Source organism: Janthinobacterium lividum, from assembly GCF_011601275.1.
GTDB classification, from domain to species: Bacteria; Pseudomonadota; Gammaproteobacteria; order Burkholderiales; family Burkholderiaceae_D; genus Janthinobacterium; species Janthinobacterium lividum_E.
Genome location: NZ_JAAOLY010000020.1, coordinates 17,931 through 31,406 on the forward strand (window position 1 = coordinate 17,931; position 13,476 = coordinate 31,406).

A 13,476-nucleotide genomic window follows, 5' to 3' on the forward strand; every position below is an offset into this window, starting at 1 on the left:
CCTGCGGGCCGCTTTTTTCATGCCAGGGTGACGGCAATTCCCATTTCGCGGTAGGGCGCCACCAGGGCGTCGTCCACGTCGCGGTGCACGATGATGTCGTTGACCTGGCTCAAGGGCGCGATCTGGAACGGCGAAGCTGTGTTGAATTTTTCCGGCGACGCCAGCACGACGGTACGGGCCGACGCGTCGCTGAGCGCGCGTTTTACGCACGCTTCTTCGTAATCCCCGGTGGTGATGCCAGCTTGCGGATGCAGGCTGGACACGCCCATGAAATACAGGTCGGCGCGGATGCGGCCGATGGCTTCCACGGTGGCCGCGCCGACGCCCACGATCGAGTGCTTGTACAGGCGCCCGCCCAGCATCAGCACCTCGATGCCTGGGTGATTCACCAGTTCAACGGCAATCGATGGACTGTGCGTGACGATGGTGGCGCGCAAGTCGCGCGGCAGCTGGCGCGCCAGTTGCACGGCGGTCGTGCCGCCATCGAGAAATGCCACTTGCCCCGTTTGTATCATGCCGCCTGCTGCGCGGCCGATGGCAGGCTTGGCTTCCGGCGAAAGCTGTTCGCGGGCCGCAAACGCTGCCAGCGCGGGCGAACGCGGCAGTAAGGGCAGGGCGCCGCCGTGCACGCGTTGCAATAGCCCTTCTTTCGCCAGCTCGCGCAGGTCGCGCCGTATCGTGTCTTCCGACAAGCCCAGACTATCGCTGACGGCCTTGGCGACGATCTGTCCTTCGCGCTGGAGCAAGTCCAGCAGGTATTGTTTGCGTTGATGTGTTAGCACGATTTTTCTTGGATTTTCTTGATATTGCACGAGTTTGCATGATAAAGTCTGAAAAGACAAGCACAAGGAGGCGACATGCACAAAGAAAATAGCAAACAGGAACGGGTGCGCATCCAGCAGGTGCAGACCCTGTCGCATGACTGGTATCTGCTGCAAAAGACCACGTTCGACTATCTGCGCCGCGATGGCCAGTGGCAGACGCAGACGCGGGAAACCTACGACCGCGGTGATGGGGCCACCATCCTGCTCTACAACAAAGTCAAACGCACGGTGATCCTGATCCGCCAGTTTCGCTTTCCCACCTATCGCGCAGGCCACGATGGTTTCCTCATCGAATCAGCGGCCGGCTTGCTGGAAGAGGCTAGCGCGGAGCAGCGCATCCGCGCCGAGGTGGAAGAGGAAACCGGTTACCGGGTGGGGCAGGTGCACAAGATATTCCAGGCCTTCATGAGTCCCGGCTCCGTGACGGAGCGCCTGCATTTCTTTGTTGCCGAATACGATCCCGCCAGCCGCATCGGCGATGGCGGCGGCCTGGCGCATGAAGGCGAAGATATCGAAGTGCTGGAATTGCCGCTGGCGCAGGCAATGCGGATGGTCGCCGATGGCCGCATCTGCGATGGCAAGACCATCATGCTGTTACAGCATGCGCAGCTGCAACTGATGCCGTTGAAGCGGGGCATGCAGATACTCGTTGCCGGCCCGTATCGCTCCGGCACGGGCGACGATCCCGCCCTGATGGCGGCGAATGTGGCGGCCATGGAAGCCGTCTGCATGCCGCTGTACGCCAAGGGGCACATGCCCGTGCTCGGTGAATGGCTGGCCTTGCCCATGCTGGCGCTGGCCGGTTCCACCCGGGTGGGCGATGCCGTGTATGAGGAATTGTTTCACGCGCATGCGACGAGATTGCTCAGTCATTGCGATGCCGTGCTGCGTCTCGGCGGCGCGTCCCAGGGGGCCGACCAGATGGTGGAAGTGGCGCGCAGCCTGGGTCTGGCCGTGTTTTTCTCGCTGGACGAGATTGCTCAGGCATAAAAAAAGCGAAGCCCGGGGGCTTCGCTTTTTTGTCAGCGCTCGCTGAAACTTAGCGCGATTTGACGAATGGAACGCCGATCGCCTTCGGCGCGATGGATTTCGCCATCAAGCCTGCCAGCACGATCACGGTGACCACGTACGGCACCATCTGGATCAGCGAGCCGGGGATACGGCCCACGACGGGCAAGTCCACGCCTTCGATCTGGATCTGGATGGCGGCGAAGAAGCCGAACATCAGACAGCCGAGGAATGTGTAGACGGGACGCCAGTTGCCGAACACCATGGCCGTCAGGGCCAGGTAGCCGGCGCCGGCCGACATGTCGCGCAGGAAGAAGCCGCTTTGCACGATGGCAAGATACGCGCCCGAGAACGAACACAGGATGCCGGCCACCAGCATGGCCAGGTAGCGCGTCGCTTCCACGCTCACGCCGGCGGAGTCGGCCGCATGCGGGTTTTCGCCGCAGGCGCGAAGGCGCAAGCCGAAGCGCGTGTGGTACAACAGCCAGTGCACGAGCGGGATCAACAGGAACGCCACGTAGACGAGGATGGAATGGCCGCCGATCAGGTGAGCGTAGACCCAGCCGATGAACGGGATGTGCTCCACGTACTGCGTGCCCGGCAAGACGACATCGAACAGACGCGCCGAACCGAGGTCGGGCGTGCGGCCGCCTTGCTGGAAGAAGAATTGCGCCAGCACGAACGTCAGTCCGCTCATGGCGATATTGATCGCCATGCCGGCCACCAGCTGGTTGCCCTTTTGCGTGATGCTGACGTAGGCCTGCAGCAAGGCCAGGGCCACGCACACGAGCATGCCGGCAGCCATGCCGTAGTACGGGTTTTGCGTCGTGTAGGCCACGGCGGCGGAAGCAAACGCGCTGGCCAGGATCTTGCCTTCCAGGCCGATGTCGATCATGCCGCTGCGTTCGGCAAACAGGCCGGCCATGGCGGCAAAGATCAGGACGGGCGCATTGCGCACGGTCGATACCAGGATGCTGGCGAATTGAAAGTCGTCGAGTGTCATGGTGTTAGCCTTTGGTGCGCTTGAGCAGGGCGGAAATGGCCGGTGCGTAGAAGTTTTCCATGGCGCCGCAGAACAGGATGATCAAGCCCTGGATGAAAATGAACGTTTCGGTCGGGATATTCGGTTTTTCCAGCGACAAGTCGAAGCCACCCTGGATCAGCGCGCCGAACAGCACGGCCGACAGGAAGATGCCGACCGGATGCTGGCGGCCCATCAGGGCGATGGCGATGCCGATGAAACCGGCGCCGCCAACGAAGTTCAGCGACAAATAATGCGTCGAACCCATGATGGAATTGACGGAACCCAAGCCCGCCAGCGCGCCCGAGATCAGCATGACGATGATGATCATCTTGCTGATCGACACGCCCGCATAGTGGGCCGCATGCTTGTTGAGACCCGTGGCGCGCAGCTTGAAGCCCCACGACGAGCGCCAGACCATCACGCCATAGATGACCAGCGCGGCGATCGCCAGGATAAAGCTGATGTTCAGCGGCGTGTCGCCCAGCGACGGGAACCAGGTGGACAGGCGCGGCATTTCGCCGCTTTCCGCAAACACGCGGCTGGCCGTGTTCTGCTCGCCCGGCGGAATCAGATACTTCACGATAATGAAGTTCATCAGGCTGGCGGCGATGAAGTTGAACATGATGGTGGTGACGACGATGTGGCTGCCGCGCTTGGCTTGCAGGTAGCCAGGCAGGAAGCCCCACAGCGCGCCGAACAGGGCCGCGCCGATCATGGCTGCCGGTATCAAAGCCCAAGCGGGCAGGGTCTGATCGAAGGCCAGCATGGCCACCGTCAAGCCCAGGCCGCCGATATACATCTGGCCTTCGGAACCGATATTGAACAGGCCGGCCTGCATCGCCACGGAGACCGACAGGCCCGTGAAAATGAAGGTGCTGGCGTAGAACAGGGTGTAGCTCAAGCCTTCCGGATTGAGGATGGCGCTGTGGACCAGGATGGACAGCGATTCGGCCGGGTCTTCACCGAGCATATAAATGACCAGGGCCGCGACCAGCAAGGCCGACAGCAGGTTTAACATGGGCATGACAAAGGCTGTCGCCCAGCGTGGCAAGTCGTTATTCATGATTTATGCATTCCCCCCATCAACAGACCGATGCGGGTGGTATCGAATTCTTCAATTTTCAGTTCGCCGGTGATGCGTCCGCCGCACATGACCAGAATGCGGTCGGCCAGCGCCCGCACTTCTTCCAGTTCGACGGACACCAGCAGGATCGCCACGCCTGCGTCGCGCAGGGCCAGCAATTGCGTATGGATGCTTTCGATGGTGCCGATGTCGACGCCGCGCGTGGGCTGGCCCACCAGCATCAGTTTCGGCTTGGCCAGCACTTCGCGCGCGATCACCACCTTTTGCTGGTTGCCGCCCGACAGCAAGCCGATGCGCAGGTCCGGATTGGCCGGACGCACGTCGAAGGTCTTCAGCAGTTCCGCGCAGCGGGCGCCGATGGCCTTGAAGTTGAACAGGCCCCAGCGGTTTTTCAGGTGGTCCTGGTAACCGAGGATGGTGTTTTGCATGACGGAAAAATTTTTCACCACGCCATCGCGCAAGCGGTCTTCCGGAATGTGGGCGATGCCCAGCTCGCGGAAGGCCAGCGGCAAGCCGTCGGCATCGTGGCGCTTGGCAAACGGCAAGTCTTTGTCGAGAAAACGCAGCTTGCCCGAGGTGGGCAGGCGCATGCCCGACAGAATTTCCAGCAGCTCGCTCTGGCCATTGCCGGATACCCCCGCGATGGCGACGATTTCGCCGGCGCGCAAGTTGAAACCTATGTCGGCCAGCAATTTGACTTGCTGATCGTCGGCCAGTTGCAAGCCGTCCACTTCCAGCACCATGGCGCCCGGATTGTACGGTGCACGCGGCAAATGGCTCTGGATGGGGCGGCCCACCATCATGTTGGCCAGTTCCTCTTTCGAGGTGCCGGCGGTCGCCACGGCGCCGACCACCGTGCCGCCGCGCATGACGGTGACGTTATCGGTGATTTCCAAGATCTCTTGCAGCTTGTGCGTGATCAGGATGATGGTCTTGCCTTGTTCCTTGAACAGGCGCAGGATTTCAAACAGCGAGGCTGTTTCCTGGGCCGTCAGCACGGCCGTCGGCTCGTCGAGGATCAGGATATTGGCGCTGCGGTAAATCTGCTTGAGGATTTCCACGCGCTGCTGCGCGCCGACGGACAGGTCTTCAATCTTCGCCAGCGGGTCGACGTCGAGGCGGTAGCGCGCGCAAATTTCGCGCAATTTCGCTTCCGCTTCCGTACGGTGGCTGGCCAGGCGAAAACCGCCTTCCGTGCCCAGCATGATATTGTCGAGGACGGTGAAGTTCTCGACCAGCATGAAATGCTGGTGCACCATGCCAATGCCGAGGTTGATCGCTTCCTGGCTGTTGCGGATAGGCTGTACTTTTCCGTCGAGCAGGATTTCTCCGCCGTCGGCACGGTAATACCCGTACAGGATGCTCATCAAGGTCGATTTGCCGGCGCCATTTTCCCCCACCAGGCCATGGATACTGCCCTTGGCGATGGAGAAGCTGACGTCGGCGTTCGCCTTCACATGTCCAAAATGCTTGGAAATGCTGCGAAATTCTACTGCTGGCTGCATAGGTTCATAACTGGATAGTTTCATGGAAACGCGCCGCGCGGAGACTGGCCCCGGCGGCGCGCTAAAAGATACGGAGAAAAATTAAACCGGGCAGCTGCTGCCTACGCGGTAATCGATCACTTTGATCTTGCCATCGATAATGTCCTTACGCGCACCCAACACGCGCTTTTCGATTTCCGGCGTAATCAGCTTGCGGTTGTTCTCATCGAGAGCCCAATCCACGCCGCCTTCTTTCAAGCCTTTATAGCTGACGCCGCCCTTCCAGGTGCCGTTCTTGACTTGCATGAAGCTGTCATAGACCGTGTTGTCGACGCGCTTGACCATCGAGGTCAGGATGCTGCCTGGATACAGATGATTCTGGTTCGAATCGACGCCGATGGCCAGCTTGCCTTTTTCCTTGGCCATTTGCAGGGTACCCATGCCGCTGCCGCCGGCGACGGCGAAGACGACATCGACGCCGCGCTCGAATTGCGAGCGGGCCAATTCGCCACCCTTGGCCGGGTCATTCCAGGCGCCGGACGTGGTGCCGACCATGTTTTGCGTGATTTCCGTCTTCGGATTGACGGCCTTCGCGCCTTGCGCGTAGCCGCAGGCGAAGTTGCGGATCAGGGGAATATCGATGCCGCCGATGAAGCCGACTTTCTTGCTCTTGCTGGCCATGGCCGCAGCCACGCCCACCAGGTAGGAGCCTTCTTCTTCCTTGAAGACGACGGAATTGACGTTGCTGCCGGCGGCCTGGCCATCGATCAGCACGAATTTCACGTTCGGGAATTCCTTGGCGACTTTTTGCACGGCTTGCGTTTGCGCAAAGCCGATGGCGGCGATCATGTCGAGTTTCTTGCGGGCCAGGCCGCGCATGACTTGCTCGGCTTGCGTATCGCTCGATGCCTGTACTTCGATGAAGGAAATGCCCGTGTCTTTTTTGAAGCGCGATGCGCCTTCGAAAGCGGATTGGTTGAACGACTTGTCGAACTTGCCGCCCGCGTCATACACGACACCCAGTTTTGGGGTAGCCGCGGACGCTTGAGCAGTCAGAAATACGGCTGCGATCGTCAAACTAAATTGTGTAAGTTTCATGAATTGGCTCCTGGAAGATCGATATTGTATATTTTTTATAGGTGAAACATATAATTTGGGGCCGATTTAGCCTGTTTTTGATGCACGAGGTGATAATTCCTTATCAACATTGCACTGTATTGCACAAGATCATTGCTGACCTCGTCTGCTTTCATATCGTCAGTGTGATGCTCATGCAACAGTCGCACCCCGTCTCTTTTATAGGTACAACATCGAATAGGGCTGCCGGAGCGGGCTGGGATGCGCCGTCAGTGGACGGGCAGGGCAAGCACGGGACCGGCGCCGCGATGGGCGTCCGAATCACTATGCATCATGCCAGATATGTATGACAAATACGTTTTTGTTTAACTATTTATATGAAAGCCATATAAATTGGCCACGTCAGGCCGGGTCGCGTCAGGCCGATGGGGGATTGAGAATGTTCAGGAAGGCCCGCACGACGGGTGCGTCGTCCAGCGTGGTGTAGCTGATGTACAGATTCGCCGACGGCGGATTGGTCTTGATGGGTAGAAAGACGACGCCGGGCCAGCCGATGCGGCTTGTCGTTTCCGGCACCAGGGTCACGCCCAGGCCCGCGCCCACCATGGCCAGCAGGGTTTGCGGCTCGCTCGCTTCCTGGAAAATCACGGGTTCGAAACCGGCGTTGATGCAGCATTGCACCAGGTAGCGGGGAAACGCGGATTTGTCGAGATTCAGGGTCAGCATCGGCTCTTCGGCGATGTCGATCAGTTCGATGGACGTGTTTTTCGCCAGCGGATGGTGTTCATTGACGGCCACGCAGACGTTTTCGCGGAAGCACAGTTCCTGACGTAGATTGTCGTGACGCAAGTCGTCGTCGTTGAGTTTGGGTTCGCGCCAGAAGCCCACGTCGATCTGCTTGGCGCGCAAGGCTTCGTATTGCACCGTGGGACCGAATTCATGGATGGTCCAGGTGACGCGGGGGAATTTGGTCTGGAATTCTTCCAGCAGGCTGGGGATAGGGCCCCACATGGCCGAGCCGACGATGCCCACGCGCAAGCGGCCCACTTCGCCGCGGTCGATCTGGCGGATGGTGTCGATGGTCATGCGCATCTTGGCCAGCAGGTCGGCTGCTTCGTTCATCAGCGCTTTGCCCGCCACGGTCAGCTCGAAGGTGCGCGTGGTGCGCGCAAACAGGCGCACGCCCAGTTCGCTTTCCAGTTTCATGATCTGCTGGCTCAGGGGCGGCTGCGAGATATGCAGGCGCTCGGCGGCGCGGCTGAAGCTTTTCTCCTCAGCAACGGCAAGAAAATACTTTAACTGTTTCAGATCGATGGACATGCTTTCCTTGGCGTTGCGTGTTGCTAGGCTATGGAACGGCGCGCAGACCCGTGAAGGTACGCGCGCTTTCTTTACAGCAGTCCTATTATCGTGCCACGACTGCCTGCATGGCAATGGCCAGCGCTGTGCCAACTTTGGCATTGTGCTTGACGAGGGCGATATTCGTCGCCAGGCTGCGGCCATCCGTCAGTTGCTTGATGCGCGACAGCAGGAAAGGCGTGACCTGCTTGCCTTTCACGCCGCCTGCATCCGCTTCCTGCAGCGCTTGCGCAGTGATGGCATCGATCTCTTCCTTCGGCATCGCTTGCGCGGCCGGCACGGGATTGCTGACGACCACGCCGCCTGTCAAGCCCAGCTGCCATTTGGTGCCGATGAAAGCGGCCTGTTCGGCAGCCGTATCGAGGCGGAAATCAGCCTTGAAGCCGCTTTCGCGCGTAAAGAAGGCGGGAAAACCTTCCTGGCCCACGCTGATGACGGGCACGCCATGCGTTTCCAGGTATTCCAGGGTGAGGCCGATGTCGAGGATGGATTTCACGCCCGCGCAGACGACGGCGACTGAGGTTTGCGCCAGTTCCTGCAAGTCGGCGGAAATGTCGAAGCTCGTTTCCGCGCCGCGGTGCACGCCGCCGATGCCGCCCGTGACGAACACGGCAATACCGGCCAGTTCCGCGCAGATCATGGTGGCGGCCACGGTGGTGGCGCCCAGCTTGCCTTGCGACAGGACGAACGGCAAGTCGCGGCGGCTGACCTTCATGGCGTCGGGCGAGGTGCCCAGCAGTTCCAGCTGCTCGGGCGACAGACCCACGCAGATTTTTCCATCGATGATGGCGATGGTGGCCGGTACGGCGCCGCCGTCACGGATGATCTGTTCCACTTCGCGCGCCATTTCCACGTTTTGCGGATACGGCATGCCGTGCGAAATGATGGTCGATTCCAGTGCCACGATGGCCTTGCCGGCGGCGCGCGCGGCTAGCACTTCTTGCGAGAACAAGAGGAAATTCTGTAATTGGGTCATGGTTCAGTCCTGTTGAAAGAGGGTAGGGGGAGGCGGCGCCAGGTCGGCGTCGTCGATATCGTCGAGCGCGCCGGCGGAAATCTGGGGGGAAACGGTGGCCGCCGATTCCAGGGTCATGGCGGCCAGCTTCAGGCCGCGCCGGCAGGCCAGTTTTAAATCGCTGCTGTCGTGGTACAGCGACCAGCAGACGGCGGCGGAAAAAGCGTCGCCGGCGCCCGTCACGTCGACGGCGTCCACTTCGCGCGCGGCCAGGTGGACGATAGGCGCATCAAGATTGTCACCCTCCGTGAAGTACACGCCTTCGCTACCGCAGGTGACGATCACCTGGCGCGCGCCCTGGCGTTGCACTTCGCGGCAGGCGGCGCGCAGGTCGGCTGCCGTGGGCAGGGCCCGCGCCACGCGCGTTTCCAGTTCGCCTCGGTTCAGTATCAGCAAATGCAAGCCCGTCAGGTCTTGCGGCAGGTGCGCCATCTTCGGCTGCGAGACGGCGACGATGACGAGCGGCGTCGCGTGGGCCGCGTCCTGGCGCGCATCGGCCAGCAGTGCCTGCACGCTGTCGTGGCCCAGGTTCAGGTCGCAGACGGTGAGGGCGGCGGCGGCGCGCTGCGGCTGGCGGCTGTGCAAAAAGGCCGGAGTCAACTGTTCGTACAGTTGCATGTTGGCCATCGCCAGCAGCATTTCGCCATGTTCGTCGAGCACGGCCGTGTAGGTGCCGCTGCTGGTGTTGCTCAGATGCAGGCTGCCGCGCATATCGATGCCCGCGTCTTCCGCGTGCGTCTGCAGGGCGTGGCCGGCCGCATCGTCGCCCAGCGCCGTCAGCAGGGCCACGGGGATCGACAGGCGGGCCAGGTTTTCCGCGATGTTGCGGCCCACGCCGCCAAATACTTCTTCCGAACGCACGGGATTCGAGGTGCCCATCTGCAAGGTGGCCAGGGTGCGCATCTTGCGGTCGAGGTTGGCTGCGCCTATGCACAGCACGGGGCGGCTGTCGGGCAGCACGTAGGCGCGTCCCAGCAGGCGGCGTTCGCGTATCAATCCGGCGATGTGGCCGGCGACGGCCGAGCGCGACAAGCCCAGCTCGCTCGCCAGGTCTTGCTGCGAGATGAAGGGGTTGTTGCGGATCAGCGTGTACAGCTGGTCTTTTTTATTGGTGTCGGTCACTAGGTTTTCGCTGAGGTTTAAACATTTGTCTGGAACTGTAAACATTTGTCTTGTTAGTGTCAAGCTCGTGTCAAGTGCCTGCGAAAAACCTTCGTATGGAGCTTGTATGCATGCATTTTCCGGGGATAGCGGGCCTGGGCTTGCCTCGACTATAATATCGGCCATTTATATTTGAATTGTATAAATGGGCAAGAAAAATGGTATTTGCCATACATATTCCGTTTGATGCATAGTGGCGGCAAATAGAGACAATACGCATTTCGATATACCTGTAACACCATACATACCCGATACCTGGGCCGCAGTTCTTCGCCGGACACGGCCGCGCAGGCAGCAACCAATCATCAATCAATCAGAGGATAACCATGTCGAACAACACCCCTTTCCACGCCGCCGAAATCATCCGTGCCCGCGCTCCTGAAAATTTCAAGCCGCGCGTGGCGATGATCCTCGGCTCCGGCCTGGGTGTGTTGGCCGAGCAGATGACGGACGCCGTCAGCATCAGCTTTGACGAATTGCCGGGCTTCCCGATCAGCACCGTGCATGGCCATGCGGGCGAACTGGTGATCGGCACCCTGTCGGGCGTCGCCGTCGTTTGCATGAAGGGCCGTGGCCACTTCTACGAAGGTTATGGCATGGGCGTGATGACGAGCGCCATCCGCACCTTGAAACTGCTGGGCTGCGAAATGCTGTTCGTCACCAACGCAGCCGGTTCCCTGCGCCCTGAAGTGGACGCCGGCAGCCTGGTGGCCATCAGCGACCATATCAACCTGCTGCCAGGCACGCCGATGGTCGGCCCGAACGACGACCGCTTCGGCCCGCGCTTCTTCAGCATGGCCAACGCCTATGATGCGGACCTGCGCAATCTGGTCAAGGACACGGCAGCTTCGAACGGCATCACGCTGCACGAAGGCGTGTTCGTCGCCTACCCTGGCCCGAACTTCGAGACGGCCGCCGAAATCCGCATGATGGCCCGCCTGGGCGCCGACACGGTCGGCATGTCCGTGGTGCCGGAAGTGGTGTCGGCCCGTCATTGCGACCTGAAAGTGGTGGGCGTATCCGTCATCACCAACCTGGCCGAAGGCATGTCGCCATTCGCCTTGTCGCACGAACAAACCCTGAAATACGCGGCCATCGGCGCGAAAGACCTGGTCAAGCTGATCCTGGCTTTCCTGGCCACCGTCGCCACCAAACCGCAAGCCTAAGCACTTTTCTTGACGCAGTAGCGGCGCGCCACTTAGCGGCGCTGCCGCGCGGCAGGCCGGGAAAATCCGGCCTACACTGTTTGCATCATCTTCGCATCACTCCATAAAGCGAGCCTTATCATGTCACGCGCATTTATCCTCCTGCTTGATTCCTTCGGCCTTGGCGCGACGCCAGACGCCGCCAAGTATGGCGACGCAGGTGCCAATACCTTTGGCCACATTGCCAGCACTGTCGCCAAAAGCGGCAAGACCTTGAAACTCCCGAACATGGAACGCCTGGGCCTGGGCGCCGCGGCGCACCTGGCCAGCGGCGAATGGGCCACGGGCTTCGACCAGCGCGACGGTTTCACCGGTGCCTACGGCGCGGCGCGCGAGCGCTCCACCGGCAAGGACACGCAGAGCGGCCACTGGGAAATCGCCGGCGTGCCCGTCGAATTCGACTGGGGATATTTTCCCCGCACCACGCCATCGTTCCCGGCCGACCTGACCGACAAGCTCAAGGCCATGTCGGGCGTGCCGGGTTTCCTTGGCGACTGCCATGCCTCGGGCACGGACATCATCAACAAGCATGGCGACGAGCACGTCGCCACCGGCAAGCTGATTATCTATACGTCGGGCGACTCGGTGATGCAGATCGCCGCGCACGAAGAATCGTTCGGCCTCGAACGCCTGTACGAAGTGTGCGAGATGGCCTTCAAGCTGGTCGAGCCGTACAATATCGGCCGCGTCATCGCCCGCCCGTTCACGGGCAGCAATGGCAACTACACGCGCACGTCCAACCGCCACGATTACGCCGTCGCGCCACCCGCGCCGACCCTGCTCGACCACGTCAAGAATGCGGGCGGCGAAGTCGTCGGCCTGGGCAAGATCAGCGACATTTTCGCCACCCAGGGCATCTCGCGCGTCGTCAAGGGCGTCGACAACATGGCGCTGTTCGAAGCGCTGTTGAAGACGGCCGATGAAGTGCAGGACAAGTCGCTCACCTTCGTGAACTTCGTCGATTTCGACCAGGCCTTCGGCCACCGCCGCAACGTTGAAGGCTATGCCGACGCGCTGCGCGAAATGGATGCGCGCCTGCCGGAATTCATGGCCAAGCTCAAGGAGGGCGACCTGGTCGTGATCACCGCCGACCATGGCTGCGACCCCACCTGGCACGGCTCCGACCACACCCGCGAACACATACCGATGATCTTCTTCGGCCCCGGCGTCGCTCCGCGCGCGCTGGGCATTTCCGAGACCTTCTCCGATATTGGCCAAACCCTCGCCACGCACCTTGGCGTACCACCACTTGCTAATGGAACCAGCTTGTTATGACACTCATGCACCCCGAATTCAAGCGTAACGAGGCCGTTGGCCTCGACCTGGGCTGGATCAACCAGATCCGCGTCAACCGCGCCGCGACAGACCGCCGCGCGGCCAGCCTGGCGAACCGCCGCACCGTGAAAAAGGAATACCAGGCCGCCTGGCTGGTGAAAGCCATCCAGATGATCGACTTGACCACCCTGGGCGGCGACGATACGCCGGGCAGAGTCGAACGCCTGTGCATGAAGGCCATGCGCCCGCTGCGCGCCGACCTGATGGACGCCCTGAGCCTGAAGGACCTGAGCACCGGCGCCGTGTGCGTGTACCACGAGATGATCCAGCCGGCCGTGAAAGTCATCCAGGGCCGTTTGCCCATCGCCGCCGTGTCGACGGGTTTCCCGGCCGGCCTGACGAGCATGGAAACGAAGCTGCGCGAGATCGAACTGTCGGTCGCCGCAGGTGCTTCCGAGATCGATATCGTCATCACGCGCCAGCACGTTTTGAACGGCAACTGGCAAGTGCTGTACGACGAAATGCTCGCTTACCGCAAGGCTTGCGGCGACGCGCACGTGAAGGCGATTCTTGCCACGGGCGACTTGCTGACCATGGAAAACGTGGCCAAGGCGTCGTGGGTCTGCATGATGGCCGGCGCCGATTTCATCAAGACCTCCACCGGTAAAGAGGGCGTGAACGCCACCATTCCCGTGGCCCTGACGATGGTGCGCACGATCCGCGAATACCACGAGCAGACGGGCTTCCAGGTGGGCTTCAAGCCGGCCGGCGGCGTCAGCTCGGCCAAGAGCGCGCTGCAATACCTGACCCTGATGAAGGAAGAACTGGGCAACGAATGGCTGCAGCCGCACCTGTTCCGCATCGGCGCTTCCAGCCTGCTGACCGACATCGAGCGCCAGCTCGAGCACTACGTCACCGGCAGCTACTCGGCCAATCATCGTCACGCACAACCTTAAAGAA

11 protein-coding genes and 1 pseudogene are annotated in these 13,476 nt (G+C 61.0%); 4 read left to right on the plus strand and 8 right to left on the minus strand.

Features of this window, described 5'->3' with window-relative positions; genetic code table 11:
- Nucleotides 1–17 precede the first annotated feature (17 nt).
- The gene (locus GYK42_RS24395; RefSeq protein ID WP_166449594.1) at nt 18–782 is read right to left on the minus strand and encodes a DeoR family transcriptional regulator; all 765 of its coding nucleotides are present in this window, start codon (nt 780–782) and stop codon (nt 18–20) included.
- Nucleotides 783–857: 75 nt separating this feature from the next.
- On the opposite strand from GYK42_RS24395, the pseudogene GYK42_RS29400 reads away from it, so the two are divergent.
- Nucleotides 858–1,442, plus strand: a pseudogene (locus GYK42_RS29400) (NUDIX domain-containing protein); the annotation flags it as partial.
- 421 nt (nt 1,443–1,863) lie between these two features.
- Here GYK42_RS29400 and GYK42_RS24405 read toward each other — a convergent pair.
- The 7 genes from GYK42_RS24405 to GYK42_RS24435 form a co-directional block, all read right to left on the minus strand.
- A complete protein-coding gene (locus tag GYK42_RS24405) occupies nt 1,864–2,835 on the minus strand; it encodes an ABC transporter permease (RefSeq protein ID WP_166449596.1) in 972 nt (323 codons plus the stop codon).
- 4 nt (nt 2,836–2,839) lie between these two features.
- Nucleotides 2,840–3,919: an ABC transporter permease gene (locus GYK42_RS24410; RefSeq protein WP_166449597.1), complete on the minus strand. Its 1,080-nt coding sequence runs from the start codon at nt 3,917–3,919 to the stop codon at nt 2,840–2,842.
- Entirely contained in the window at nt 3,916–5,445 is a 1,530-nt protein-coding gene (locus GYK42_RS24415; RefSeq protein ID WP_166449598.1) for an ABC transporter ATP-binding protein, read from the minus strand. Before GYK42_RS24415 ends, GYK42_RS24410 begins: the two co-directional genes overlap by 4 nt.
- An 81-nt stretch (nt 5,446–5,526) precedes the next feature.
- Nucleotides 5,527–6,522, minus strand: coding sequence for a BMP family lipoprotein (locus GYK42_RS24420; protein WP_046685486.1), 996 nt, complete (start codon nt 6,520–6,522; stop codon nt 5,527–5,529).
- 396 nt (nt 6,523–6,918) lie between these two features.
- Entirely contained in the window at nt 6,919–7,821 is a 903-nt protein-coding gene (locus GYK42_RS24425) for a LysR family transcriptional regulator (RefSeq protein WP_166449599.1), read from the minus strand.
- 85 nt (nt 7,822–7,906) lie between these two features.
- On the minus strand, nt 7,907–8,836 hold the full coding sequence (locus GYK42_RS24430; protein WP_166449600.1) for a pseudouridine-5'-phosphate glycosidase: 930 nt from the start codon (nt 8,834–8,836) through the stop codon (nt 7,907–7,909).
- Between the two features lie 3 nt (nt 8,837–8,839).
- Nucleotides 8,840–9,997 carry a PfkB family carbohydrate kinase gene (locus GYK42_RS24435; RefSeq protein WP_166449601.1) on the minus strand — a complete coding sequence of 386 codons (1,158 nt, stop codon included), beginning with the start codon at nt 9,995–9,997 and terminating at the stop codon, nt 8,840–8,842.
- Nucleotides 9,998–10,362: 365 nt separating this feature from the next.
- Between GYK42_RS24435 and xapA the strand changes: the two genes are divergently transcribed.
- From xapA to deoC, 3 genes are all read left to right on the plus strand, one after another.
- Nucleotides 10,363–11,202, plus strand: coding sequence for a xanthosine phosphorylase (gene xapA / locus GYK42_RS24440; RefSeq protein ID WP_128140502.1), 840 nt, complete (start codon nt 10,363–10,365; stop codon nt 11,200–11,202).
- Between the two features lie 120 nt (nt 11,203–11,322).
- Complete coding sequence (locus GYK42_RS24445) at nt 11,323–12,516, plus strand: phosphopentomutase (RefSeq protein WP_166449602.1); 1,194 nt, start codon at nt 11,323–11,325, stop codon at nt 12,514–12,516.
- Nucleotides 12,513–13,472, plus strand: a complete 960-nt coding sequence (gene deoC / locus GYK42_RS24450) for a deoxyribose-phosphate aldolase (protein ID WP_166449603.1) — start codon at nt 12,513–12,515, stop codon at nt 13,470–13,472. The genes GYK42_RS24445 and deoC overlap by 4 nt, the downstream gene beginning before the upstream one ends.
- The last annotated feature ends 4 nt before the right edge of the window (nt 13,473–13,476 follow it).

Excerpts from the sequence above, each read along its gene's own strand:
- GYK42_RS24420 (WP_046685486.1), bottom strand. The coding sequence starts at position 6,522 with ATGAAACTTACACAATTTAGTTTGACGATCGCAGCCGTATTTCTGACT.
- GYK42_RS24445 (WP_166449602.1), top strand. The coding sequence starts at position 11,323 with ATGTCACGCGCATTTATCCTCCTGCTTGATTCCTTCGGCCTTGGCGCG.
- xapA (WP_128140502.1), top strand. The coding sequence starts at position 10,363 with ATGTCGAACAACACCCCTTTCCACGCCGCCGAAATCATCCGTGCCCGC.
- GYK42_RS24415 (WP_166449598.1), bottom strand. The coding sequence starts at position 5,445 with ATGCAGCCAGCAGTAGAATTTCGCAGCATTTCCAAGCATTTTGGACAT.
- GYK42_RS24425 (WP_166449599.1), bottom strand. The coding sequence starts at position 7,821 with ATGTCCATCGATCTGAAACAGTTAAAGTATTTTCTTGCCGTTGCTGAG.
- GYK42_RS24410 (WP_166449597.1), bottom strand. The coding sequence starts at position 3,919 with ATGAATAACGACTTGCCACGCTGGGCGACAGCCTTTGTCATGCCCATG.
- GYK42_RS24430 (WP_166449600.1), bottom strand. The coding sequence starts at position 8,836 with ATGACCCAATTACAGAATTTCCTCTTGTTCTCGCAAGAAGTGCTAGCC.
- GYK42_RS24405 (WP_166449596.1), bottom strand. The coding sequence starts at position 2,835 with ATGACACTCGACGACTTTCAATTCGCCAGCATCCTGGTATCGACCGTG.
- deoC (WP_166449603.1), top strand. The coding sequence starts at position 12,513 with ATGACACTCATGCACCCCGAATTCAAGCGTAACGAGGCCGTTGGCCTC.